Consider the following 24,027-nt stretch of genomic DNA (forward strand, 5'->3'; position numbering starts at 1 on the left):
GCGCGCCCGCAGCATCTCCGCCAGCAGCGGGGCCAGCGGGCCCGCGCGTCGCGCGGGCGGGACCTCGCCTCGCCGGACGCGCTCCAGCACCTCGTGCGGCTCACCGCCGCCGAACGGCGGCGTACCCTCGACCGCGGCGTACAGGGTGGCGCCGAGCGAGAAGACGTCCGAGGCCCGACTGGCCGGGTAGCCGTTCGCGACCTCGGGCGAGGCGTAGGCGGGGGTGCCGCTGACCCTGCCGTCGTCGGTGCGGGTCACCTCCCGCCAGATGGAGATGCCGAAGTCGGTGAGTTTGGCCAGGTCGTCGTCGGTGACCAGGATGTTGCCCGGCTTCACGTCCCGGTGCACGATGTCGCGAGCGTGCACCGCGGCCAGCGCGCCCGCGATCTGCACGCCGATCCGCGCCACCCGCTCCACCGGCAGCGGCCCGTCCTGCGCCAGCACCACGTCCAGGCTCCGCGCGGGCAGGTACTCCATCACCAGCCAGCAGCCGTCGGCGTCGACGGTGTCGAAGACCGCGACCGCGTTGGGGTGGTGCACCTGCGCGGCGGTCTGGGCCTCGCGGTGGAACCGCGCCCGGTCGGCTTGGTCGGCCGCCGCGTGCGGACGCTTGAGCGCCACCCTCCGCTTCAGCTTCCGGTCGAACGCGGTCCACACCACGCCGCCGGACCCGGAGCCGCGGGCGTCCTCCAGCTCGTAGCGGCCGTCAACGACATCGCCCGTACGCACGGAAAGCAGCGTATGGACTACGCTCGGTGGCGTCACGGCGTTCTCCGGAATTCAGCACAACGGGTCAAGGGCAGCCAGGTCCGTGGGCACGAGGGTGGTGGACAGCACCAGCTCACGCAGCAGGTTGTCGTTGAGCGCGTTGCCGACGGGTTCGCCGACCTCCTCGCGGAGCAGACCGGGCACGCCGCCTGCCGACAACCGGGCGCGCACGTCGGCGATCATGTGCTCGACCCGCTTGACGCTCCAGGTGGCATCCGGTTGCAGCTCCGCCAGCACCTGCGCGGTCTGCTGGCGGGACACCGGCTGGGGGTTGGCCTCGTGCATCAGGTAGCGCTGCCCCAGCACGATGAGCATCAGTCGCTCGTCGGGGGTGAGCCGCCACCGCGTCGGCGGTTGGGTCACCCAGTCGTGCTGGGCGCGCGGCGCCGCGTCCCGGTCGTCGGCGACGTAGAGCTCCAGCAGGTGCTCGCGGTCGCGGGAGCCGCGCACGAACAGCGGCGTGTAGCCCCTGGGCAGCGGCACGGCGTCCTCACCGCGGAACAGCCACCGGGTCCTGGGCAGCCGGATCGGCAGCTGCCCGGTGTTGGTGACCCACCAGTGGCCGCCGCGGCGGGTGAGCAGGCCGTGCTGGCGGCTGACCCTCGGGTCGGTCTCGCCGACGCACAGGTCGACGTTCGGGCGGTTGCGCCCGAACCGGACCGTGCGCCCCTCGACCGGGTCGACGTGGAGACGGCCGGTCAGCGCACTGGCGACGATGGCTCCGGGCGCGGTGCGGGGCACGCCGCGAGCCAGGCTCTCGTGGTTCATCGGTCTCCTTCGGCTCGTCGACAGTGTGACGGCGTCGTCGGGGACCCGTCCCGGAAACGCTGCGGCACGGTCGCACGCGGCGAGTCCGATCAACCGGAAGAGGGACGATGAGACGCATCCTCAGCACCACCCTGGCAGGCGCGCTCGTGCTCGGATCAGCGGGCGCGGCCGACGCGGCGGCGCCGACCGCGGGCAGTCCACTGGCCGTCGTGGGCGTCAGCGCGAGCGACCACGACGGCAACGTCCCCGCCAACACCCTCGACGGTGAGCTGAGCACCCGGTGGTCCGCCGAGGGCGACGGCGTCTGGATCAGCTACGACCTCGGCTCATCCCAGGTGGTCGGGTCGGTGTCGATCGCCTGGCACAAGGGCGACACCAGGCGGCACACCTTCGAGGTCGAGCTCTCCGCCGACGGGACGTCCTGGCGGGCGGCCGTGGCGCGCCGCAGCAGCAGCGGCACCACCACCCGGCCGGAAACCCACGACTTCGCCGACAGCTCGGCGCGCTACCTGCGCATCGTCGGCCACGGCAACACCTCCAACGACTGGACCAGCATCACCGAGGTGTCCGTCAACGGGGCCGACGGGGGCGGCGGCGGTGGCGGCGGGGACTGCCGGTACCCCGCTGACGTGCTGGACCTGACCAACTGGTACATCGGGCTGCCCATCGGCGAGGAGGAGGACCCGACCAACGTCGAGCAGCCCGAGCTGGCCACCTTCTCGATCGACCCGTGGTTCCGCACCACCCCGGAGTGCGACGGGGTGCGCTTCCGCGCCGCGGTCAACGGCGTCACCACCAGCGGCTCCAGCAACCCGCGCTCGGAGCTGCGCGAGATGAACGGGTCGAGCAAGGCGGCCTGGTCGTCCACCTCGGGCACGCACACGATGGTGATCGAGCAGGCCATCACCGCGCTGCCGCAGGACAAGCCGCACGTGGTGGCCGGGCAGATCCACGGCGGCAGCGACGACCTGGCGGTCTTCCGCCTGGAGGGCACCAAGCTCTACGTCACCAACGACGACGACACGCACCACAAGCTCGTGATCGACGACTACGTGCTCGGCACGAAGTTCCAGGCGAAGTTCGTGGTCAGCGACAAGAAGATCAAGGCCTACTACAACGGCGTCCTGCAGACCACGATCTCCAGGAGCTTCAGCGGCGCCTACTTCAAAGCGGGCGCCTACACCCAGGCCAACTGCTCCAACTCCTCGCCCTGCGACGAGGGCAACTACGGGGAGGTGGAGATCTACGACTTGAAGGTGACCCACAACTAGCCACCCGCGAGCACTACCCGAGGCCCGCCACGAGGCCGGTGACCACCGCCATTCCCACGGCGATCCCAGATTCTCCCCATCCGACTGCGCCAGGCTCGCCGGACCGACGGCGGAAAGGGTGTGCGCATGATCAAGGGTGATCCGGTGAAGCTGCTGCTCGTAGCGGTGATCGGCGCGGGGGTCCTGGTGAGCGGGCAGGCGCGGGCAGACACGCGGACCGACGTGCTGTGCCAGAACAACACCGGCGACGACGAGCGGATCAACGCCGCCGTCGCCGCCAGCGCCCCCGGCGACGAGCTGGTGCTCAACGGGACGTGCCTGATCAACGGCACGGTCCGGCTGGTGGGCGAGCGCACCTACCGGGGGCTCTCGCGCACCGGCACGGTCATCCGGCAGGCCCCCGGCGCGAACCTGGACGCGATGCTGGCCAGCGACTCCTACCTCGACGACGTGCCGTGGACCGGGGCGCCGGTGACCATCCGGTCGCTGACGCTGGACGCCGACCGCGACAACAACCCCGCCGCGCACGACGCCCTCGTGCTGCGGTCGTGGCAGACGGTCGTGGAGGACGTGGTGGTGCGCGGGGCCACCCGGCACGGCATCCGGGTGACCAACCTGTCCGCCAACCGGGTCGCGCTGACCAACACCCAGGTCAACGGCCGCATCGTGGGCAGCCACGTCGCGGGTTCCGGGCAGCGCGGGGTGTTCGCGGAGGACGTGGCCGGGGCGGAGGGCACCGGCAACTCGGTCACCGACTGGCAGCTGCTGGACAACTGGATCGAGGACTCCGGCACCGAGGGCATCGGGCTGGACAACGCGGCGGGGTGGCTGGTGCGCGGCAACCACGTCTACGGCGTCGGCCGGGTCGCGCTGTGGGCGGAGCGGCTCTACGGCTCGTCGATCAGCGACAACTACCTGGAGGACTTCGGCGAGGCGGGCATCCGGGTCTCGGTGCAGGGCGAGGCGGCGTCCACGATCGGCGGCAACCGGGTGTTCGACTTCGGGGGCGGCACGGGCACCTTCCTCCAGGCCCGGACCAACTACGGCACGGGCAACCTCGTGGTGACCGGCAACACCGTGCGCGGCAACGGCTCCGGCGTCGGCCTGGACTACCAGCGGGGTCCGGGCACCGCGCTGGTGGTGGCCTCGACCGGCAACCTGGTCACCGGGGTGACCACGGCACGCCAGGTGGGCGCGGGCGTCACGGTGAGCACCGGGGTCTGAAGCACGCGGCGGTGCACCGCGCGCAGCGCCTCGCCGGGGTCGGCGCCCAGCTCCTCGGCGAGGCGGCGGCGCACCCGCTGGTAGACCGCCAGCGCCTCGGCCGTGCGGCCGAGGCCGTGCAGGGCCAGCATGAGCTGGCCCGCCAAGCGCTCGTCCAGCGGGTGGGCGGCGGTGCGCGCGGTCAGCACGGCCAGCACCTCCTGATGCCTGCCCAGGCGCAGGGCGGCGTCCGTGCGGTCGGCCTCGGCGACGGACCGCTGCTGCTCCAGCGCCATCCGCACAGTGCTCAGCCACGGCGTGTCCAGGCCGGTGAACGCCTCCCCGCGCCACAGCGCGAGCGCCTCGTCGTACAGCGCGACGCGGCGCGCGTCGTCCTCGGCCCGGCGGGCCCGCGCCACCAAGCGCTCGAACCGGTGCAGGTCCACCGCGTCCGGGTCCACCACCATCCGGTAGCACCCCGGCACCCGCGCCAAGGCCACGTCAGGCACGTCGGACAGCACCTGCCGCAGCCGGTACAGGTAGCCGTACAGCGCGGCGCGCGGCTGCCGGGGCGGGGCGTCGCCCCACACCCTGGTCACCAGCTGGTCGTAGCTCACCGGCCGGTTCGCCTCGACCGCCAGCGCGACCAGCACGCACCGTTGGCGGGCGTGCCCCAACTCCACGGCGACGCCGTCCCCGAGCGCCTCCACCGCCCCCAGCAGCCGAACTTCGAACGCCATTCGCTCCCCCCTCCGCCGAACCGTGCCACTGGTATAGCCCGGCTCGGGCGCTCACCGCCGTTCGGAGTTGTTCGAGCATGTTCGCGCTGGTCGCAGGCGTGTCGAACAGGTATGTCGAAGCGGTGCCGCCGGTCGGTGCATGCTGTCCTGGTGAAGGAGCGACACGCCGAACCGCCGCTGCCCGAGGAAGTCACCAGCGCCGCCGACTACGTCGCCGCCCTCAAGCGGTTACGCGTCTGGTCCGGGTTGACCTACCGCCAGGTGGAGGCCAAGGCCAGGGCGCGCGGGGAGGTGCTGCCCGCCAGCACGACCGCGACCATGCTCGGCAGGCGGACCCTGCCCAGGGAGCAGCTGGTGGTGGCCTTCACCAGGGCGTGCGGACTGGGCGAGGAGGACGTCGAGCGGTGGGTGGCCGCGCGCAGGCGGCTGGCGATGGACCCGGCCGAACCGGAGGACCCCCGGCCCGAGCCCGAGCCCGAGCCCGACGACCGGCCGACCGGTCGTCGGTGGCTGCGCTGGTGGCCGGTCGCCGCGGCGGTCTCGGCCGCGGCGGTCGGCGCGGTCGCCGCCTCGGCGGTGCTCACCGGGTCGGAACTGCCCGAGGACGGCTGGTACCGGCTGCGACCGGCGCACGTCGCCGATCGCGACCTGTGCCTGGGCGAGGGCCGCGAGCGCAACCAGCGGACCGACCGGCCGCTGGCGGTGCAGCGGCCGTGCCAAGGGCTCGTCCCGGACACCTACCTGGAGAGCTTGGGCTCCGGGGTGTACCTGATCAAGTGGCGCAGCGACCAGGAGGGCTGGGGCTGCCTGTCGGTGGACGACGCCTCGCTGGAGGACGAGACGCTGATCGCGCCGCGCACCTGCACCGGCGCGGCGCACGAGCGCTTCCTGCTGGAGCCGGTGGACACCCCGGTGCCGGGCGGATTCGTGCTGCGCCCGGTGCACAGCGGCAAGTGCGTCGGGGTGCTGGGCGGCCCCGCCGACGTGGACGCGGGCGCGGAGGCGACGCAGAGCTCCTGCTCGGGCAAGGCCGACCAGGAGTTCCTGCTGGAGCGCGTGGACCGGTAGCAGGCGCTGACCGGGCACGATCGGTCCGGCGGGCTTAGCGTGGGCGCAGGGATGAGCACCACGGAGGCTGTCATGATCGGATTCATCGTCGCGGGGCTGGTCATCGGCGCGCTGGCGCGGCTGATCAAACCGGGCAAGCAGCGGCTGGGCATCCTGTCCACCCTGCTGCTGGGGCTGGTCGGCTCGGTGATCGGGGGCACCATCGCCAACCTGCTCGGCACCGGGAACATCTTCGAGCTCAACGTGCTGGGGTTCGTCATCGCGGTGATCGCCTCGGTGCTGCTGATCGGCGTGGCCGAGGGGTTGGCGCAGAGCAGGCACCGCAGCGCCCGGTAGCCCGGTCCCGCCCGGCGGTGCCTCGGTCGGGGGTACTCACCACCCGACGGCGCGGGGGACCATGCTGCGATGGCGGGGGACAAACCGGACGTGCTGAAAGTGGACGGCACCACCGCGGTCGTGCTGCGCGAGGCATACCACAAGATCGTGGCGTTACCGCCGGGCAACCACTACGCGCTGTACGACTACGTGCGCGCGGTCGCGGCCAAGATCGTCCCGTTCGACACCTTCTGGATCGGGTTCCTGCACGGCGCCAACCGGGTGCGCTACCCGTACGGCTACGAGGGCGGCAAGTACGACGACCCGGCGTCGCACACCTACGGGCCGAACGGGCAGACCGCGTGGCTGCTCAAGCACCGGGTGACCTACCGCTACGCCTACGACAACGGCGCGGCGCTGAACGCCGGGGTGATGACGGGCGACGTCACCCGGCGCTCCGAGGACGCGATCACCGTGCCGCTGTTCCGGTCGGCCAAGGACGGCGGGCGGCGGCTGTTCGGCATGCTGGCGCTGCAGAGCTACCAACCCCGCGCGTTCGACGACAACGCCGTGCGCGCCGTCGAGTGGCTGTCGGACCTGCTGGCCCGCGTGCTCAACCGGGACCACGAGGACCGCGACGCGCTGCGGCGGCTGCCCGCGGGTGACGGCCGGGCCTACCCGATCACCTCCGACCTGCTACCCCGGACCGCCGCCGGTCGCGTGGCGGCACGACGACCTGCGGGCCGTGGCCGAGGACACGGTCAGCCAGGCGGTGCTGGACTTCCGCGACCGGGCGCTGGTCGGCGGTGGCTGGCGGCCCGACGGCGGGGCCTGCCTGAAGACCTACTTCGTCGGGCGGTGCGTGCTGGCCTTCCCCAACGCCTACCGCAAGTGGCGGGTCGAGCAGTGGCACCGGCAGCACCTGGCCGCCGCGGAGTCGCCCGCGCTGGGCATCGCGGGGCTGTCCTCGTGCGAGCAGGACCCGGCGGACCTCGCGCTGCGGCGGCTGAGCCTGTGGCAGGGCTTCGACGACATCCCCGACGAGCGGACGAAGAAGGCGATCCTGCTGCAGGAGGCGGGCTACCGGGTGGAGGAGATCGCCAGGGCGCTGGGCGAGCCCACCGGCAACGTCATCCGCGGCGTGCCGGCTCGGCAGCGCAGGCGCGGCGGGCACGCGGGCGACCACCGCTGACCGGGTGCCCGGACGCTCGGTTCAGGGTGTCTGGGCGCTCGGTTCAGGGTGTCCGGGCGCTCGGTTCAGGGTGTCCGGGCGCTCGGTTCAGGGTGTCGGGGCGCTCGGTTCAGGGTGTCCGGGCGCGGGACTCGCGCTCGGGTGAGCGCAGGGTGTCCGCCGCGTCGTCGAGGAACCCGCCGGACTGGTGCTGCCACAACCTGGCGTAGCCGCCCTGGGCGCGCAGCAGCTCGTCGTGGGTGCCCTGCTCGACGATCCGGCCCTGGTCGAGCACCACCAGCCGGTCCATCCGCACCACCGTGCTCAGCCGGTGCGCCACCACGACCGCGGTGCGGTCCCGCATCAGCCGCCACAGCGCTTCCTGCACCAGGACCTCGCTCTCCGAGTCCAGCGCGCTGGTCGCCTCGTCCAGCAGCAGGACGGGCGCGTCGCGCAGGATGGCGCGGGCCAGCGCGACCCGCTGCCGCTGGCCGCCGGAGAGCTTGACGCCGCGCTCGCCCACCAACGTGTCGAAACCGCGGGGCAGCGCGTCGGCGAACTCGGTGACGTGCGCGGCCAGCGCCGCGCGGCGGATCTCGGCGTCGGTGGCGCCCGGCTTGGCGAAGGCGATGTTGTCGCGCAGCGTGCGGTGGAACATGGCCGGGTCCTGCGGCACGTAGGCGATCAGGCTGCGCAGGTCGGCCTGGCGCAGCCGGGAGATGTCCTGGCCGCCGATGAGGATGCGCCCGCCGTCGACGTCCATCAGCCGCAGCAGCAACCGGGTCAGCGTGCTCTTGCCGCCGCCGGAGCGGCCCACCAGGCCGACCCTGGCGCCGCTGGGGATGCTCAGGTCCAGGCCGCTGAACAGGGCGGGCCCGCCGGGGTGGGCGAAGTCGACCCGCTCGAAGCGGATGTCGGCCCCGCGCGGGCTCAGCGGTTTCGGGACGGGCGGGTCGAGCACCGTCGGCGGGGTGAGCAGCAGCTCGGTGAACTGGGCGGCCTCGGTCAGCGCGCTCTCCAGCCTGCGGTAGATCTGGTTGAACTCGAACATGACCCTGGTGGCGTTGGAGTAGTAGGCGAAGGCCACCACGACCGCTTCCACGCCCAGCCGCCCGCCGCTCAGGCTCACCGCCAGCAGCAGGCCCAGGGCGTTGGCCAGCACGGACATCGGCGCGACCAGGCTGTCGATGCGCAGGTTGGCGTAGTCCCAGGACCGGATGGCCAGGCTGCGCTGCTCGGCCACGCGGGCCCGGTGCTCGGCGGCCTCGCGCTCCTCGGCGGCGAAGGCGCGCACCGTCTCCATGTTCGCCAGGGTGTCCGCGACGTGGCCGGACACCCTGGCGATGGCCGCCTCGCGCGCGTCGACCAGCGCTTGGCGGCGGCGCACCAGCGGCGCGACGCCCAGCCCGGTGACCGCGATCAGGCCGACCAGCACGGCGACCAGCAGCGGGTCGTAGCGCCAGAGCACCACCGAGGCGAACACCAGCGGCACGACGTTGGCCACGACCGAGAACGCCAGGGTGTCGACGAACTGCTCGAACCGCGCGGCGAAGCTGAGCACGCGCTTGGTCAGCGAGCCCGCGAAGTTGTCGTGGAAGAACGCCGCGTCCTTGGCCAGCAGCTCGTCCATGCCGACCACCGCCAGGTTCTCGATGCTGCGGCCGTCGGTGCGGTTGAGGCAGTGCACCCCGATCCGCCACAGGAGTTCGGACAGCAGCAGCAGTCCCGCGAAGCCCAGCGCGTAGGGCAGCACCGCGGTCGGGTCGGTGTCGCCGCCCTCCGCCAGGTGGCCCGCGAGCGCGGCCACCACGAGCGGGGCGAGGTAGAACGCGCAGGTGTTGCCCAGGGCGGGCATGAGCAGGGCGGGCACCGCAAACTTGCGGTGGCGCAGCAGTTCTCGGGCGTAGTGGCGCAGTACCAGCAGCACCGCGGTCCTGCGGCTGGGCGAACTCCGGTCGGCGTTCTCGGTGTCACCACCCGGTCCGGGCGCGGCCATGGGGCCCCTTTCGGGAAACGGTGGGGACCCCATGCTGCCGCAGCACCCGCGCCACCGGCGATCGAATATGCGGGGCTCCCCCCGATGGTGAACCGCCTGCGTCGGCCGATCGGAGGACGACCATCCACACAGGACGGTCCGGTGACGCGTGGCGGATCAGCGGGACAGCACCCCCGGCAGCAAGCCGCGCAGCACCGCCCGCGGCAGCGGCTTCAGGTGGGTGATCGCGAACGACTGCTCGACCAGCTCGCCACCCGTCCGCGCCGCGTCCCGCGCCGCGGCGCGGGGGAAGCGGATGCGCTCGCACCCCTCGGCGGCGGCCAGCTCGGCGGCCAGCCCGCGCAGCCCGGCCTCCTCGACCACCCGCTCGTCCAGCGCGACCTGGACGGCGGTGGCGCCGGAGCCCGCGAACAGGCACAGCAGGTACGCCACCAGGCGGTCGTCCCGGAAGCAGGCGATCAACTTCCTGCGCAGCCCGTCCACGGGCCGCAGCACGCGCAGGAATTCCTCGTCCAGCACGTCCACGACCCCGGCCGCCGCCCGGTGCAGGTCCGCGACCTGGGGCAGGAGCCGTTGGAAGTCGTCGAGCACCTCCACCCGCGTCCCCGGCGGCGCGGGCAGGCGGGGCGGGTGGAAGCGGCCGAGGCGGAGTTCGAGGTCGGGCGGGGCGGGCGCGAAGAAGAACCGCGAGCGCAGCAGCGACCGCCGCAGCGGCGCGAGGTCCGGTTCGGCGAAGTCCTTGAACACCACCACGTCGAACTCCCGCAGGCGCGCGTGCGCCAGCACCTCGCGGACCAGCCGGTCGGCCACCGGCTCGAGCAGCGGTCCGGCGGAGAGCACCCGGCCCCGGCCCAGCGGGTTGCCGCACAGCAGCACCGACATGGGCGGCAGCACCCGGTCCACCCGGCCAGGCAACCCGCCATCCCCCGCCCCGAGCACGGACGGTAATCGCAGCCCGCGGAAGCCGCTCATCGGCAGCACCGCGATGACGTCGCCCTGACGCCGGACCGCCGCGTAACCGTGGTGGTCCGGCCGGTTGCGCGCCCGCTCCGCGGCGGCGAAGACCGGCCAGGCCCACAGCGGGTCGTCCGGCGGCAGCAGTTGCCCCCACCGGTCCTGGAGCAGTTCCGCCCCGGACAGCACCCCGGCGGTGTAGCGCTTCGCCGCCACCGGGCGCTCGTCCGCGACGATCGCGCCCCGCAGCACCGCGGGCCGCTCAGCGGCCCCCCACCGAGCGGCCCGCGGTCGCCGCGAGGCGATTCGGCCGTCGAACCAGGACGGCCGGAGCAGGATCGGTTGCGGGTCCATCCATCCCCCTCGGCGTCAGTCGCCCCGACGCCGACGACACCGCCGGCTCCCCCCGGTGGGAACGATCCCGACGACCAGTAGACCCGCGGCGGGCCCGGTGGACCACGCGGAACCACCTGCGGAACGAGACCTGCCTGTTCTTCGGGTGGCGCGCGGGCGGCACCCGAACCGGGCGGCCGGTCCGCACCCCCACTGGTCACGTAGCGGGCCGGATCCGCAGTCCACGCGACCGAGGTGACTGAGCCGCACGGGTGTTTGCTCTCACCCGACCGGGGTACGCATACGACCACCCGCACCGTCGAGAGGCTTCCCTTGGATCCCGGTCCCGCACTCTACGCAGGGGCGGGTTTCGTCACGCTGGCAGCGGCGGTGCTACCTCGCCTGCTGGCCAGGGCCCCGATCTCGATGCCGATGGTGTTCCTCGGCGCGGGGGCGCTGGCCTTCGGCCTGGTCGAGCCGCTGCCCGACGTGGACCCGCTCGCGCACGGCTCGGCGGTGCTGCACCTGACCGAGCTGTGCGTGATCATCTCGCTGATGGGCGCGGGACTGGCGCTCAACCGGCCGGTCGGCCGACGGCGCTGGGCGACCACGTGGCGGCTGCTGGGCATCACCATGCCGCTGTCGGTGCTGGCCGTCGGCGTGCTGGGCTGGGCCGTGCTCGGGCTGGGCGCGGCGGGCGCGGTGCTGCTGGCCGCGGTGCTGGCGCCCACCGACCCGGTGCTGGCCAGCGAGGTGCAGGTGGCCGAGCCCGCCGAGCACCCGGAGTCCGACGAGGACGAGGCGCGGTTCGCGCTGACCTCCGAGGCCGGGCTCAACGACGGGCTGGCCTTCCCGTTCACCCACGCCGCGGTGGCCATCGCCGCGCTGGGCGCCGCGCCCGCCCTGTGGCTGCCGCGCTGGCTGGCGGTGGACGTGCTGTGGCGGCTGGGCGCGGGCGTGGGTGTCGGCGTGCTGGTGGGGTGGCTGCTGGGCAAGCTGTTCTTCTCCGCGCCCTCGGAGAAGCTCCGGCTGGCCGAGCACGCGGAGGGGTTCGTGGCGCTGGCGGCCACCTTCCTGGCCTACGGGGTCACCGAGCTGGTCGAGGGCTACGGGTTCGTCGCGGTGTTCGTCTGCGCGTGCGCCATCCGCGCCGCCGAGCGCCGTCACGACTACCACCACGTGCTGCACCAGTACGTGGAGCAGGTCGAGCGGATGCTGACCGTGCTGCTGGTGTTCCTGCTCGGCGGCGCGGCGGCCACCGGCCTGCTCTCGGGCACGCACTGGCGCGAGGTGCTGGTCGCCGCCGCGGTCCTGCTGGTGGTGCGGCCCGCGGCCGGTCTGCTGGGCCTGCGCGGCGGCCGGACCGGCCCGCGCGAGCGGGTCGTCATCGCGTTCTTCGGCGTGCGCGGCATCGGCTCGCTGTTCTACGTGTCCTACGCCTTGCACGCGGGCCACTTCGCCGAGGCGGAGGCGCTGTGGCGGGTCGTGGGCCTGGTGGTGATCGGGTCGATCGTCCTGCACGGCGTGTCGGCCTCACCCGCCATGCTGCTGCTGGACCGGGTGCGCGCCCGCGCGGCGCGCGAGCGCGGCGATTCCGGCGCGGCCCCGCACACCCCGGTCTGACCCGTCCCCGGCTCCGGCCACCGCGGCTCACCGGCGCGGCGGGCCGGTGCTCTCGCGCACGATCAGCTCGGTGGCGAGGTCTATCCGCTCGTTGACCGGCCGCTCGCCCCTGGCCAGGGTGAAGACCATCTGGGCCGCGGTGGCCGCCATCTCGCGCAGCGGCTGGCGCACGGTGGTCAGCGGCGGGCCGATCCACTCGGTGACCGACAGGTCGTCGTAGCCGACCACCGACAGGTCGTCCGGGACGGCCAGTCCGAGCTCGCGCGCCGCGCGCATGACGCCCAGCGCCTGGAAGTCCGACCCGGCGAAGATCGCGGTGGGCCGGTCGGGGCGGTCGAGCAGGGACAGCCCGTGCGAGTACCCGCCGTTGACGTAGAAGTCGCCGTACCGCACGAAGTCCGGCTCGACCGGCACGCCCGCGTCCTCCAGCGCGCTGCGGAAGCCGTCCACCCTGGCGCGGCTGCACAGCACGTCGGTGGGGCCGGAGACGACCGCGATCCGGCGGTGTCCCAGTGCCAGCAGGTGCCGGGTGGCGGCCAGGCCGCCCGCCCAGTTGGCCGAGCCGACGGTCGGCACTCCCGGCGGTGGCTCCCCCGCGGTGTCCACGACGACGAACGGGGTGCTGCGCGTGGTCAGCTGGTGGCGCTCGCCCGCGTCCAACTCGGCGAGCACGAGGATGACCCCCAGCGGACGGCGGGCCAGCAGGTCCTCGAACCACTCGCGGCGGGGGCGGTGGCCGTCGCGCAACTCGGAGAGCACCACGGCGGCGCGCTCGGCGGCGGCGGCCTGCTCGACGCCGCGGATGATCTCGGTCGCCCACGCCGAGTGCAGTTCGTGGAAGACGACCTCGACCAGCGCGGGCCGGGACGACCGGCGCGCCCGCCGCCGCTGGTAGCGGTGCTGCTCGATGACGTTCTCCACCCGCGCGCGGGTGTCGGGGGCCACGTCGGGCCTGCCGTTGAGCACCTTGGACACGGTCGGCACCGACACACCCGCCTCGGCGGCGATGGACGCGATGGACGAGGTCCCCCTGCTCGCGCCCGGTTCGAGCGATGTGCTCATGCTGACCCCTGTCCGCGCGTCCACCGCTTCTAAACTATCGGTCTTCGAGCCTATGACTTTCGATGACCAGTGACCACCAGTCACCGGGACACGTCGAAGGCCGCGGTTCACCACGCAGTCATATCCCTCGCTGTTCACGTGCGTGAACAGCGAGCACTTCGAGCCTCCGATCGCCCCACCTCCGCCCCTAAGGCGGCCGTTGATAGACTCCGATGAGGCGATCACAGCCCCTTGGCACACCCTGCTGTCGAGTTCTGTTCCGATAGTTTCGAGGGTCGAGAGGACCCAGTGGACGTGGTCGGGGTAGCGTGACCGCACCGGGCAGCGCACTCGACCACGACCGTCCCGGTAGGACTGATCGGTGTCGGGATCTCGTCGCACCGTTCGCCGCACCAGCGGCGGGCGCGCGGCGGAGGAATCAGCGAGGTGGCGGCGTGGCGCTGTTCAGCCTGTCCGAGGCGCGCGAGGAGCTGGCTCGGCTGCGGCCGGTGCTGGCGGAGATCGTGGCCGTGCGGGCCGACGCCGCCGAGCTGGCCGCGGCGCTGGGCTCCGGGACGCCCAGCCCGCTGGGCGGGCTGCCCGAGCTGAAGGCGGCGCAGGCCAGGCTGGACGACCTGATGACGGCGGTGCAGGCCACCGGCGCCGAGTTGAAGGGCTTCGCCCCGCTGCTGGTGGACTTCCCCTCGGAGCTGGACGGCGCGGACGTGCTGCTGTGCTGGCTGGAGGGCGACGCCGAGCTGAGCTGGTACCACCGCGCGGACGTGGGCTTCGCCGGACGCCGTCCGCTGCCGCGCTAGACCCGCCGGGAGCGCGGGCGCGCCGCGACCAGTCCGCTGTCCGATCGGGTCACCCGGCGGCACTTCGAGGCAGGATTCCTGTCGACATCGACAGTCCCCGTCCCGTTTCGCCGCGCCCTGGAAAAGTCGTCAGTGTTGGTCCTCCCCCGATTGAGGAAGCACGGATGACACGCAAACGACACCGGGCGCTCGTCCTGTTCAGCGCCTTGGCACTGCTGCCCGCCGCCGTCCCGGCCACGGCGACGCCGGACGAGAGCTCGGTCCTGTACGAGGTGCACGCCCCGCTCGGCAGCGAGCAGGCCCTGTTCGAGCAGGGCTTCGACGTGATGGAGCACCGCGACGGCGACAGCCTGTTCGTGCTGGGCGACGCCGGCACCCGGACCGCGCTCGAACGGGCGGGCTTCAAGGCCACCGTGGACCAGGTGCTGCCCGAGCCGCCGCAGGCCGCCCAAGCCGCCGCGGACACCTTCTACGGTGGCTACCACACCGTCAACGCCCACTACCAGCACTTGGACCAGGTCGCCCGCGAGCACCCGGACCTGGCGACCGTGGTCGACTACGGCGACTCGTGGCTGAAGACCCAGAACCGGGGCGGTCACGACCTGCGCGCCATCTGCATCACCGCCAAGCGGCCCGGTGACTGCGCGCTGTCCCCCGACGCGCCCAAGCCCCGCTTCTTCGTCATGGGCCAACTGCACGCCCGCGAGCTGACCACCGGCGAGACCGCCTGGCGCTGGATCGACCACCTCGTCCAGGGGCACGGCACCGACCCCGAGGTCACCGCGCTGCTCGAGAGCACCGAGTTCTGGGTGGTCCCCGTCGCCAACCCCGACGGCGTCGACTACGTCGAGGTGGGCGGTGACGCGCCGCACTCCCACCGCAAGAACGGCAGGGACGAGGGTTCCCGGTGCGAAGCCAGGTCCGACAGCCACTACGGGGTCGACCTCAACCGCAACACCAGTTCGAACTGGGAATCGGCCCAGAACATCTCGTACTACGAGTGCAGGCAGACCTACCGGGGCACCGCCCCGGACTCGGAGCCGGAGACCCAGGCGCTGCAGGGGCTGTGGCGGTCGCTGTACCCCGACCGCCGCGCACCGGAGCGGACCCAGGCCGCACCCACCGACACCGCGGGCATGGTGCTGTCGCTGCACAGCTACGGCAACCTCGTGCTGTTCCCGTGGACCGGCGGGGTGATCGAGCAGCGGGCGGGCAACGACGCGGCGCTGCGGCAGCACGCCCAGGAGCTGGCCGAGATGGCCGGTGCGGACTGGCAGTACGGGCAGTCCGGCCAGGTGCTCTACTCCGCCTCGGGCACCACCGACGACTGGGTCTACGACGACCTCGGCGTGGCCTCCTACGTCTGGGAGATGGGCGGACAGCCCGACCAGGAGTGCGGCGGCTTCTTCCCCGCCTACTCCTGCCAGGAGACCTTCTTCTGGCCGAAGGCGCTGCCCATGCTGCTGCACTCGGCGCACAAGGCCGCCGCGCCCTACGCGCCGGTCCCCGAGCCGTCCACCGAGTGCGTCACGCGGGTCGACACCGACACCCCCCTGCCCGGCGGCACCGTGGTCACCCTGCCCGTCGAGGTCTCCGGCTGCGAGGACAACGCCCGGTCGACCTCGCGCGTCGACGTGACCCTCAAGAACCTGTCGATCTCCTACCTGCGCATGGACCTGATCGCGCCGGACAGCACGACCTACCGCCTGGAGACCCAGCGGCAGAGCACCGGGACCGACGACAGCGCCTCCTACACCGTCGACCTGTCCCGCGAGACCCGCGAAGGCACGTGGCAGCTGCGCGTGAACAGCCTCATCTGGCTGGCCAAGGGCGACGTGGACAGCTGGAGCCTGACGCTGTAGCCGGGAGCCGCCCGGCGCACGAGCACCCGCGCCGGGCAGTCCTCCCCAGGGCCCCGATGGGCGATCCCCCGGCCCATCGGGGCCCGCCGAGCGGGTGGTCAGGCGCCGCGGACGATCGTGCAGGGCAGTGGCGCGATCGTGCTGGTCGGGCGCGGGCTCGGCAGGGTGAGCCGGGCCGTGACGCGGTTGTTGGCCTCGTCGGTCTCGGCGAACTCGTCGTCGGGGTCGACGACGATGGTGATCACGTGGAAGCGGCCGAAGTCGCCCGCCCGGAGCGTGAACTGGGCGGCGGTGTACCCCGATCCGCCCCAGCCGGACCTGAACTCGGTGAACAGGCCCGTGTCGCTGGTTCCCCGCACCTCGACCAGGCGCGGCGGAACGGTTCCGCTGGTCCTGATCCGGAACAGGACGTTGAGCAGGTCACCGCCGCCGAGGGCGCCGTTGGGAACGTACTGGCAGCCGCCACCCGCCGGGTCGGCGTCGTAGTCGCCGGGGGCGGCCACAGCCGCTGGTGCGGCGCAGACCGACACCAGCGCCACCAGGGGCAGGACTTCGAGGATTTTCCGGAACATCGCGATCCACACCTTTCGCCATCGTGGTCAGAACGGAACGCGACACCGTTCTAACCCGCGCTCGCGACCGCGGACCCGAATTTGAACAACCGGGGGTGTTCGGGATTGTTCAGCGCACTGTTCAGCACGCGGTTCAGCGCAGGGTGGCCGCGAGGAGCGCCACGTTCCCGCCGCCGATGTCCTCGACCAGGACCAGCTCCACCGCGAGCCGCTGACCGTCGCGACCTGCCCGGTAGCGGAAGGAGCAGGTCGCGAAGCGGCCCGTGTTGAAGGTGCCGAACGTGTTCAGCGTGTCGTCCTCCACCGCGTCGGCGCTGCCGTCGCTCAGCGATCCGGCGCACTTCGCCTTCCCCTGGTAAACGGCGAGGTAGACGGTCAGCTCGCGCTCCGCGCGATCGGCCGGTGCGGTCAGCCGGAAACCGTTTCCGCGCATTCCCGCGTACTCCAGCGATTTCACGTCCGACGCGATTGGGGTGGGTTCGCCGTCACGCCAGGAGAAAGCCGTCGCGGCGTCCCGGTGGCGCAACCGGAACGGCGCGGCGTTGCCGATGGGCGTGTAGTCGCCGATGTGGTTCGCCCCGCGTTTCCGGTTGACGCAGTGCAGGTTGTAGTGGCACTCCCGGTCGACGTAGTCACCGACGTACTCCTCGGTGCGGCCCTCGTCGGAGTCGAGGTGGCCCCAGTGCACCCAGTCGAGGACGCCCAGGGCGGTCAGGTCGACGTGCGCGGGCACCGTGTCGCGGTGCAGTCGCAAGGCGCCGTCCCCGCCGGTGCCCACGCTGGTGCCGACGAGGAACGCCGCCACCAGCGCGACGGCGGCGGCGACCGCCGTGACGACCGCCCTCCGCCGCCCGGCCCGCGGCTCGGCGCTGGCCGCTGCCTCGGCGCGCTCGGTGACTTCCGCGGCCAGCGCGGGCGGCAACCACCCGGAGGGGGCGTCGTCGCCGCGGCAGTGCCCGATGACCTGTGCGGGCGGTGGACGCCGGGCCGGGTCCTTGTCCAGGCACGCCTCGACGACCTCGCGCAGCCGCGACGGCAGGCCCTCCAGCGCGGGCGGCTCGTGGACCAGGCGGTAGAGCACCGACTCGGCGGGGCCGTCGCCGAACGGCGGGCGGCCGGTGGCGGCGTAGGCCAGCACGCCGCCGAGGGCGAACACGTCCGCCTCGGGGCCCGCGGGCAGACCGCGGACCTGCTCGGGCGCGATGAATCCCGGAGTGCCGACGCCCGTACCGGTGCGGGTCAGCTGGGTGCGGTCGAGCGCGCGGGCGATGCCGAAGTCGATGATCCGCGGTCCCCCTTCGGCCAGCAGCACGTTGGCGGGTTTGAGGTCGCGGTGCACCAGGCCCGCGGCGAAGATCGCTTCGAGGGCTTCGGCCATCCCGGCCGCCAGCGGCAGGAGGCTGTCCACGGGCAGCGGGCCGTGCTCCGCCACGGCCGCGCGGAGCGTGGGACCGGGGATGTAGGCGGTGGCCAGCCACGGCCGCGCCGCGTCGGGGTCGGCGTCCACCAGCGCGGCCACGTACAGCCCGTGCACCCGCCGCGCCGCTTCCACCTCGCGAGCGAACCGGCGGCGGAACAGCGGGTCGTCGGCCAGCTCGGGGTGGATGACCTTGACCGCGACGGGACGCCCGGCCGGTGTGCGGCCGAGGTAGACCCGGCCCGCCGCGCCCGCGCCCAGCCTGCCCTCCAGCCGGAAGGGACCGACCTTCGCCGGGTCGCCCTCGGCCAGCGGGTCGCTGCGGCGCACTCCCGCCAGCCGCGACTTCACCCGCAGCCAGCGCTGCTCCCACTCCCGCTCGTCGCCGCCGCACGCCCGCACGTAGGCCAGCGTGGTCGCCAGACCGGGCAGCTTCTTGCCGCCCGCCGCCTCGGACAGCGCTCCCGCGGACACGAACGCCTTCCGGGCCAGGTCCCGGTACGACGGTTCCCCCGCGCGGTAGCGCAGTTCCCGCAACCCGTGCGCGAACGCCTGAAGCGGCCCCGCGTCCGGATCGAGCCTGCTCTCCCGCCTCGCCATCCGCACACTGTCCACCGCACCCCTGGCGCGGGCCCGGCAACGAGGACCGCACCACTCGAATGGTTCACCCGGCAGCCGCAGGCGTGCGGTGCTCCTGAAGGGCGGGGTGCCGCAGGAGGGCCACCGCGATTCGGTATTATTATACCGATCAAGTGGAGGAGAAGTCGTGATCGAGTTGAAGTCACCCGCGGAGATCGAGCGGATGCACGTCACCGGGCAGTTCGTCGCCCACGTCCTGTCCGAGCTCAGCGATCTCGCGGACGTCGGGGTGAACCTGCTCGACCTGGAGCACCACGCCCGCCGCATGATCCGGGAGCGCGGGGCCGAGTCCTGCTACTGGGACTACGCCCCCGAGTTCGGCAACGGGCCGTTCCGCAACGTCATCTGCCTGTCGGTCAACGACGCGGTGCTGCACGGACTGCCCCACGACTACGTGCTGCGCGACGGCGACCTGCTCAGCATGGACATCGCGGTGGCCATCGACGGCTGGGTGGCGGACTCGGCGGTGAGCATCGTCGTGGGCACCCCGGCCGAGGAGGACCTGCACCTGATCCGGACCACCGAGGACGCGCTGCGGGCGGCCGTCGAGGCGGCCCAGCCGGGCAACCGGCTGGGTGACATCTCCGCGGCGATCGGGGCGGTCGCGCACGAGCGCGGCTACCGGGTCAACACCGAGTTCGGCGGGCACGGGCTGGGCCGGACCATGCACGAGCCGCCGCACGTGCCCAACAAGGGGCCCGCCGGACGCGGCCTGACGCTGCGGCCGGGACTGACCCTGGCCATCGAGCCCTGGCTGGCCCGCTCCACCGACCGGATCGTCTTCGACCCGGACGGCTGGACCATCCGGTCCGCCGACGGCTCGCGCACGGCACACTCCGAGCACACGGTGGCGATCACCGAGGACGGCCCCCTGGTGCTCACCCGCCGCTGACCCGCGCCCAGGCGCGAACCGAGCGTTCGGGTCGCCGGGTGGTGGTCAGCGGCCCCCTGTGGGGCCACGGGTAGTACTTGCCGACGGGCATGGGGCAAGGGGAGGGGGGTCAGGCGCTGCGCGCCTCGCGCTCGCGGCCGCGGAAGGCGGCGCGGTAGGCGCCGGGACTGGTGCCGACGACCCGCTTGAACCGGTCGCGGAAAGCGGTGGGCGAGCCGAAGCCCACCCGGCTCGCGATCCGGTCCACCGGCTGGCTGGTGGCCTCCAGCAGGTGCTGCGCCCGGCGGATGCGGGTGCGCAGCAGCCACTGCAGCGGCGTGGTGCCGGTCTGCTCGCGGAAGCGGCGGTTGAGGGTGCGGGTGCTCATGCCCGCGCGCGCGGCGATGTCCTCCAGCACGAGGTCCTCCGCGCAGTTGTCCTCCATCCAGCGCAGCACCGGCTCCAGCGCCGAGCCGCGCGGCGTGGGCGGCTGGTCGTGGACGACGAACTGCGCCTGCCCGCCCTCCCGCTCCAGGGGCATGACCGACAGGCGCGCGGCGTCCGCGGCGACCGCGGAGCCGTGGTCGCCCCGGATCAGGTGCAGGCACAGGTCCAGCCCCGCCGCGGCGCCCGCCGAGGTGAGGAACTGGCCGTTGTCGACGTAGAGCACGTCCGGGTCCACCTCCACCGCGGGGTAGCGCTGGGCGAACGCGGCCGCGGCCAGCCAGTGGGTGGTGGCGCGCAGGCCGTCGAGCAGGCCGGTGGCGGCCAGGACGAACGCGCCCGAGCAGATCGAGGCGATGCGGGTGCCCCGCGCCGCGGCCTGGCGCAGCGCGTCGACGACCTCGTCCGGAACCGGGGCGGTGACGTCGGAGCAGCCGGGCAGGATGATCGTGTCCGCGTCGGCCAGCGCCTCCAGACCCCACCGCGCCTGCAGCACGAACTGGCCCGCGTCGACGGTGCGGGTGGCGGCGCAGACCCGCAGGCGGTAGGCGGGGCGGCCGTCGGGCAACCTGGCGCGCGTGAACACCTCGATGGGAGTGGACAGGTCGAAGGGGATGACCCCGTCCAGGGCCAGGACCGCCACGGTGTGCATGGCTACACGGTAGGGGTGCGCCCGATTCCGGCCAAGGGCAGTGAGCGGGTTCTGGCTTTCCGCCACCCTGGTGGGGGCACTGGCGAGAATCAAGCGAAACATGGCAGTTCTGCCAATACCTGTGGGGTCTCGACGTGGCTAGCCTCCCGGTCCGTGACGAAGTTCCTGCTCTCGGTGCACGTGCTGGCCGCCATCCTCGCCATCGGACCGGTCGCGGTGGCGGCCAGCATGTTCCCCGCCCACGCCCGCCGCGTCCTGGCCTCCGACGGGTCGCGCGACCTGACCTCACTGCGCGTGCTGCACCGCATCTGCCGGGTCTACGCCGTGCTCGGCATCGTCGTCCCGGTGTTCGGGTTCGCCACCGCCAGCAGCCTGGGCGTGCTGGGCGACGCCTGGCTGATCGTGTCGATCGGGCTGACCGCCATCGCCGCGGGCGTGCTGGCGCTGCTGGTGCTGCCGCGCCAGGAAGCGGTGCTGGCCGACCTCGACGCCGCGGACGCCGAGCCCGACCCGCGGACACCCGCGCGGCTGGCCATGCACACCGGGGTGTTCAACCTGCTGTGGGCCGTGGTGACCGTGCTGATGATCGTCCGCCCCGGCTCCACGACGGGGGTGTGACGGTGAAGTCGCTGCGGATCGCGGCGGCCGTGGAACTGGCGTCCCTGGTCGTCCTGCTGGCCAACCTCGCCACGGTGCACTGGCCACCGCTGTCCTCCCTGATCGGACCGACGCACGGGTGCGCGTACCTGTTCGTCGTCCTCGCCACCCTGCGCCACAGCGGCGCGACGACGCCGATCAAGCTCACCGCGCTGGCCCCCGGCATCGGCGGGCTGCTAGTCCTGCGCCAACTCACCCGGCGGCAACTGTCCACAGCGGACTGACCCCGGTGTCACAGCGGGCGCAACGACAACCGCGGCCACTCACGCGTGTCGCGCAGGAGCCTGCGGTCGTGCGTGGTGAGCACGACCGCCGCCGCGGTGCCCGCCAGCGCCTCGGTCAGCTCGTCCACCAGTGCGGCGGACAGGTGGTTGGTCGGCTCGTCGAGCAGCAGCAGGTGCGGTCGGGCGGCGAGCACCAGCGCCAGGTCCAGCCGCCGCTGCGCGCCGACCGACAGCTCGGCGACCGGCCGCTCCACGTCGTGCCGGTCGAGCAGCCCCAGCTCGGGCAGCGTCACCGCCTCCGCCTCCGGGAGATCCCCGGAGGCCACCAGCCGGGCGATCGCGGTGTCGTAGACCTCGCGCGCGACCCGCCGGGACGGCGGCGGGGACTCCTGCCGCAACCACCCGACGCGCGCCCCGCGCGCCACCGCGACCTCCCCCGCGCTCGGCGCGACCTCCCCGGCCACGACGGCCAGCAGCGTGGACTTGCCCGCCCCGTTGGGGCCGGCGACCACCAGCCTGCCAGCGGTCCCCAGCACCACCCCGCACGGCCGCAGTCGGCCGGTCACGGCCACCCCGTCGGCCCGCAGGAGCCAGTCGCCCGCGTGCGCGGGCAGCACCGGCGGCGTGAACCGCAGCGGTGGCTCCGGCACCGACACCTCGTGCGCGTCGAGCTGGTCCTGGCGGCGGTGCACCGCCCGGACCAGCGCGGGCGCGCGGGTGGCGCGGGTGTGCTTGCCGTGCCCCTTGCCCGGCCGCCACGAGTCCTGGAGGCGGTCGCGCGCCGCGGCCAAGTCGTCGGCCAGGCGTTGGCGTTCGGCGACCTGCTCCAGGTGCAGCGCTTCCCAGCGGGCGCGTTCGGCCCGACGCGCGGCGAGGTGGCCCGCGTAGCCGCCGCCGTGCAGGCGGGGACGGCCGTCGTGCGTGGGATCGAGGTCGAGCACGGTCGTGGCCACGTCGGCCAGCAGCGCGCGGTCGTGGCTGACCAGCACCACCACGCCGGGGTGGCGCAGCAGGCGTTCGGTGAGGTGGTCCAGTCCACCCGAGTCCAGGTGGTTGGTCGGCTCGTCCAGCAGGAGCAGGTCGTGCCCCGCGCCGAGCAGGCACGCCAGCCGCACCCGGTGGCGCTGCCCGACCGACAGCGACCCCAGCGGGCGGGACCGGTCGGCCACCGCGCCCAGCGCGGCCAGGGACACCTCGACCCGCCGGTCGGCGTCCCAGGCGTCCAGGCGCTCCGCCACCGCCAGCGCCTCGGCGTAGGCGCTCTCGGCGCCGGGTCCGCCCCCGGCCAGCGCTTCGGCGGCGATGTCGAGTTCGCGCAGCGCCGCGCGCACCGCGGTGAGTTCGAGGTCGACCAGGTGGCCGACGGTGTGCTCGTCGCCCAGCGGCAACCGCTGGTCGGCGAAGCCGAGGCCGCCCACCCGGCGGACCCGCCCCCGGTCGGCGGGCAGGTGGCCCGCGAGGACCCGGAGCAGGGTGGTCTTGCCGCGGCCGTTCTCGCCGACGACGGCGAGCCGGTCCCCCGCGGACGCGGTGAGGTCGACCCCGGCGAGCACGGGGCGCCCGCCGAAGGAGAGGTGGACGTCGCTCGCGCTCAAGTGGGCAGCGCGCGCGGGAGCGATCGGGGAAAGGGACATGGGAAGTCCTCGGGACGTGATGAGCGGGGACGGCGAACCCGGCGCACGGCGGAGCGGCGCCGAAGGGGTTGTCGTCCTCAGAGGTAGAACAGCTGCTGCATCACGCGCCCAGGCTAACCGGCGGGGCGGGCGGACGCGATCGATTAACCGCCGCGACACCGCCGTCGGTCCTTCGAGGTCCCACCCCTCGCGGCGACCCCGCGGACAGCCTCGGCACCGCGCCGAGGTGGCGCATCGCCGCCACGGCTGTCGCGTCGGGCACCGGGATCACCAGGTCCACCACCGAGGCGTCGAACGCGGGCTCCCCCCTCGGCCTGCCGATCCCCTCGATCCGCGGCGGTCCGGCTCGGCACCACTGCGGTGAAGGACAGCCCCAGCAGCCGCGCGAAGTGCGCCTCGGCGACGGCCATGTTGCCGCTGGCCGCGTCGACCAGCGGAATGCCCTCGCCGATCAGGCCTCGCGACAGGGCGTCGAGGAGCGGCGCAGCGGGGTGGCCGCCTCGGCTGCCCGGTCCGCCTCCAGCAGCGCGATCGCCTCGCGGACCCACACGTCCACGTCTCCCCCTGTCCGGTCGCGGTGATCGCGCCCTTGGCGGCGCTGGGGTCAGGACCGCGCGAAGCGCTCCCAGGCCGATTGCCGGGTCGTGCCCAGCGCCTCACCGATCCGGGTCCACGTCACGCCGCGCCCGCACAGCTCGGCGACCCGCTCGCGCAGCCCGTTCTCGACCCGCTCGGCGGTGGCGGCGATGCGCGGCAGGTGGTCCAGCAGCTCGTCGTCGGTCATGCCCGCCCACTCCGGCACGGTCGCCGCGTCGCCCGAGCCCAGGTCCTCGGCCAGCGCCTGGTCGCACAGCGCCACGCAGCCGTCGCAGATGTACACGCCCGGTCCGGCGATGATCCGCCGCACCTCCGCGGCCCGCTTGCCGCAGAAGGAGCACCCCAGCGGGGACACCGCGTTCGCCATCGCACCCACCCCCAGCTTGTCA

23 protein-coding genes are annotated in these 24,027 nt (G+C 73.4%); 11 read left to right on the plus strand and 12 right to left on the minus strand.

What is annotated here, in order from left to right; all coding sequences use genetic code 11:
- On the minus strand, positions 1-729 hold a 729-nt coding region (locus tag IEZ00_RS14795; RefSeq protein ID WP_189223782.1), incomplete at its 3' end, for a serine/threonine-protein kinase.
- A gap of 51 nt (positions 730-780) precedes the next feature.
- Positions 781-1,536 carry an FHA domain-containing protein gene (locus IEZ00_RS14800; protein WP_189223783.1) on the minus strand — a complete coding sequence of 252 codons (756 nt, stop codon included), beginning with the start codon at positions 1,534-1,536 and terminating at the stop codon, positions 781-783.
- A 107-nt stretch (positions 1,537-1,643) separates the two neighbouring features.
- Here IEZ00_RS14800 and IEZ00_RS14805 point away from each other — a divergent pair, with 107 nt between their 5' ends.
- Together IEZ00_RS14805 and IEZ00_RS14810 are read left to right on the plus strand one after the other, a co-directional pair.
- Positions 1,644-2,807 carry a polysaccharide lyase family 7 protein gene (locus IEZ00_RS14805; RefSeq protein WP_189223784.1) on the plus strand — a complete coding sequence of 388 codons (1,164 nt, stop codon included), beginning with the start codon at positions 1,644-1,646 and terminating at the stop codon, positions 2,805-2,807.
- Positions 2,808-2,933: 126 nt separating this feature from the next.
- Entirely contained in the window at positions 2,934-4,031 is a 1,098-nt protein-coding gene (locus IEZ00_RS14810; protein ID WP_189223785.1) for a right-handed parallel beta-helix repeat-containing protein, read from the plus strand.
- Here IEZ00_RS14810 and IEZ00_RS14815 read toward each other — a convergent pair.
- Positions 3,917-4,750 (minus strand): AfsR/SARP family transcriptional regulator, encoded by an 834-nt coding sequence (locus IEZ00_RS14815; protein WP_189223786.1) that lies wholly within the window; start codon positions 4,748-4,750, stop codon positions 3,917-3,919. The two genes, IEZ00_RS14810 and IEZ00_RS14815, sit on opposite strands and share 115 nt — an antisense overlap.
- Positions 4,751-4,900: 150 nt before the next feature.
- Between IEZ00_RS14815 and IEZ00_RS14820 the strand changes: the two genes are divergently transcribed.
- A complete protein-coding gene (locus IEZ00_RS14820) occupies positions 4,901-5,818 on the plus strand; it encodes an XRE family transcriptional regulator (protein WP_189223787.1) in 918 nt (305 codons plus the stop codon).
- Positions 5,819-5,890: 72 nt separating this feature from the next.
- Positions 5,891-6,154 carry a GlsB/YeaQ/YmgE family stress response membrane protein gene (locus IEZ00_RS14825; protein ID WP_189223788.1) on the plus strand — a complete coding sequence of 88 codons (264 nt, stop codon included), beginning with the start codon at positions 5,891-5,893 and terminating at the stop codon, positions 6,152-6,154.
- Positions 6,155-6,531: 377 nt separating this feature from the next.
- On the opposite strand, the gene IEZ00_RS37775 is transcribed toward IEZ00_RS14825, so the two are convergent.
- Positions 6,532-6,657: a hypothetical protein gene (locus tag IEZ00_RS37775; protein ID WP_268248719.1), complete on the minus strand. Its 126-nt coding sequence runs from the start codon at positions 6,655-6,657 to the stop codon at positions 6,532-6,534.
- A 137-nt stretch (positions 6,658-6,794) separates the two neighbouring features.
- Between IEZ00_RS37775 and IEZ00_RS14830 the strand changes: the two genes are divergently transcribed.
- A complete protein-coding gene (locus IEZ00_RS14830) occupies positions 6,795-7,325 on the plus strand; it encodes a hypothetical protein (protein ID WP_189223789.1) in 531 nt (176 codons plus the stop codon).
- A gap of 109 nt (positions 7,326-7,434) precedes the next feature.
- On the opposite strand, the gene IEZ00_RS14835 is transcribed toward IEZ00_RS14830, so the two are convergent.
- Together IEZ00_RS14835 and IEZ00_RS14840 are read right to left on the minus strand one after the other, a co-directional pair.
- Positions 7,435-9,300 carry an ABC transporter ATP-binding protein gene (locus tag IEZ00_RS14835; RefSeq protein ID WP_189223790.1) on the minus strand — a complete coding sequence of 622 codons (1,866 nt, stop codon included), beginning with the start codon at positions 9,298-9,300 and terminating at the stop codon, positions 7,435-7,437.
- A gap of 156 nt (positions 9,301-9,456) precedes the next feature.
- On the minus strand, positions 9,457-10,608 hold the full coding sequence (locus IEZ00_RS14840) for a GNAT family N-acetyltransferase (protein WP_189223791.1): 1,152 nt from the start codon (positions 10,606-10,608) through the stop codon (positions 9,457-9,459).
- 369 nt (positions 10,609-10,977) lie between these two features.
- Between IEZ00_RS14840 and IEZ00_RS14845 the strand changes: the two genes are divergently transcribed.
- On the plus strand, positions 10,978-12,210 hold the full coding sequence (locus IEZ00_RS14845; RefSeq protein ID WP_229795663.1) for a cation:proton antiporter: 1,233 nt from the start codon (positions 10,978-10,980) through the stop codon (positions 12,208-12,210).
- A 27-nt stretch (positions 12,211-12,237) separates the two neighbouring features.
- Here IEZ00_RS14845 and IEZ00_RS14850 read toward each other — a convergent pair whose 3' ends face one another.
- Entirely contained in the window at positions 12,238-13,272 is a 1,035-nt protein-coding gene (locus IEZ00_RS14850) for a LacI family DNA-binding transcriptional regulator (protein ID WP_189223793.1), read from the minus strand.
- Positions 13,273-13,706: 434 nt separating this feature from the next.
- Here IEZ00_RS14850 and IEZ00_RS14855 point away from each other — a divergent pair, with 434 nt between their 5' ends.
- Both IEZ00_RS14855 and IEZ00_RS14860 read left to right on the plus strand, forming a co-directional pair.
- The gene (locus IEZ00_RS14855; RefSeq protein ID WP_189223794.1) at positions 13,707-14,069 is read left to right on the plus strand and encodes a DUF2203 domain-containing protein; all 363 of its coding nucleotides are present in this window, start codon (positions 13,707-13,709) and stop codon (positions 14,067-14,069) included.
- A 164-nt stretch (positions 14,070-14,233) separates the two neighbouring features.
- On the plus strand, positions 14,234-15,931 hold the full coding sequence (locus tag IEZ00_RS14860) for a M14 family zinc carboxypeptidase (RefSeq protein WP_189223795.1): 1,698 nt from the start codon (positions 14,234-14,236) through the stop codon (positions 15,929-15,931).
- A gap of 98 nt (positions 15,932-16,029) precedes the next feature.
- Here the strand turns inward: IEZ00_RS14860 and IEZ00_RS14865 are convergent, their stop codons facing one another.
- The gene (locus IEZ00_RS14865; protein WP_189223796.1) at positions 16,030-16,503 is read right to left on the minus strand and encodes a hypothetical protein; all 474 of its coding nucleotides are present in this window, start codon (positions 16,501-16,503) and stop codon (positions 16,030-16,032) included.
- 133 nt (positions 16,504-16,636) lie between these two features.
- Positions 16,637-18,520, minus strand: coding sequence for a serine/threonine-protein kinase (locus IEZ00_RS36635; protein ID WP_229795665.1), 1,884 nt, complete (start codon positions 18,518-18,520; stop codon positions 16,637-16,639).
- 166 nt (positions 18,521-18,686) lie between these two features.
- Between IEZ00_RS36635 and map the strand changes: the two genes are divergently transcribed.
- Positions 18,687-19,451 carry a type I methionyl aminopeptidase gene (gene map, locus IEZ00_RS14875; protein ID WP_189223797.1) on the plus strand — a complete coding sequence of 255 codons (765 nt, stop codon included), beginning with the start codon at positions 18,687-18,689 and terminating at the stop codon, positions 19,449-19,451.
- A 109-nt stretch (positions 19,452-19,560) separates the two neighbouring features.
- On the opposite strand, the gene IEZ00_RS14880 is transcribed toward map, so the two are convergent.
- Positions 19,561-20,526, minus strand: a complete 966-nt coding sequence (locus IEZ00_RS14880) for a GlxA family transcriptional regulator (RefSeq protein WP_189223798.1) — start codon at positions 20,524-20,526, stop codon at positions 19,561-19,563.
- Positions 20,527-20,679: 153 nt separating this feature from the next.
- Between IEZ00_RS14880 and IEZ00_RS14885 the strand changes: the two genes are divergently transcribed.
- Complete coding sequence (locus tag IEZ00_RS14885) at positions 20,680-21,144, plus strand: DUF2269 family protein (RefSeq protein WP_189223799.1); 465 nt, start codon at positions 20,680-20,682, stop codon at positions 21,142-21,144.
- A gap of 2 nt (positions 21,145-21,146) precedes the next feature.
- Positions 21,147-21,407 carry a DUF3817 domain-containing protein gene (locus IEZ00_RS14890; RefSeq protein ID WP_229795667.1) on the plus strand — a complete coding sequence of 87 codons (261 nt, stop codon included), beginning with the start codon at positions 21,147-21,149 and terminating at the stop codon, positions 21,405-21,407.
- 8 nt (positions 21,408-21,415) lie between these two features.
- On the opposite strand, the gene IEZ00_RS14895 is transcribed toward IEZ00_RS14890, so the two are convergent.
- Both IEZ00_RS14895 and IEZ00_RS37780 read right to left on the minus strand, forming a co-directional pair.
- Complete coding sequence (locus tag IEZ00_RS14895; RefSeq protein WP_189223801.1) at positions 21,416-23,041, minus strand: ABC-F family ATP-binding cassette domain-containing protein; 1,626 nt, start codon at positions 23,039-23,041, stop codon at positions 21,416-21,418.
- A 604-nt stretch (positions 23,042-23,645) separates the two neighbouring features.
- The gene (locus IEZ00_RS37780) at positions 23,646-24,005 is read right to left on the minus strand and encodes a ClpX C4-type zinc finger protein (RefSeq protein WP_189223802.1); all 360 of its coding nucleotides are present in this window, start codon (positions 24,003-24,005) and stop codon (positions 23,646-23,648) included.
- Positions 24,006-24,027 lie beyond the last annotated feature (22 nt).

The sequence above is a fragment of the Saccharothrix coeruleofusca genome (assembly GCF_014648515.1).
Classification (GTDB): Bacteria; Actinomycetota; Actinomycetes; order Mycobacteriales; family Pseudonocardiaceae; genus Actinosynnema; species Actinosynnema coeruleofuscum.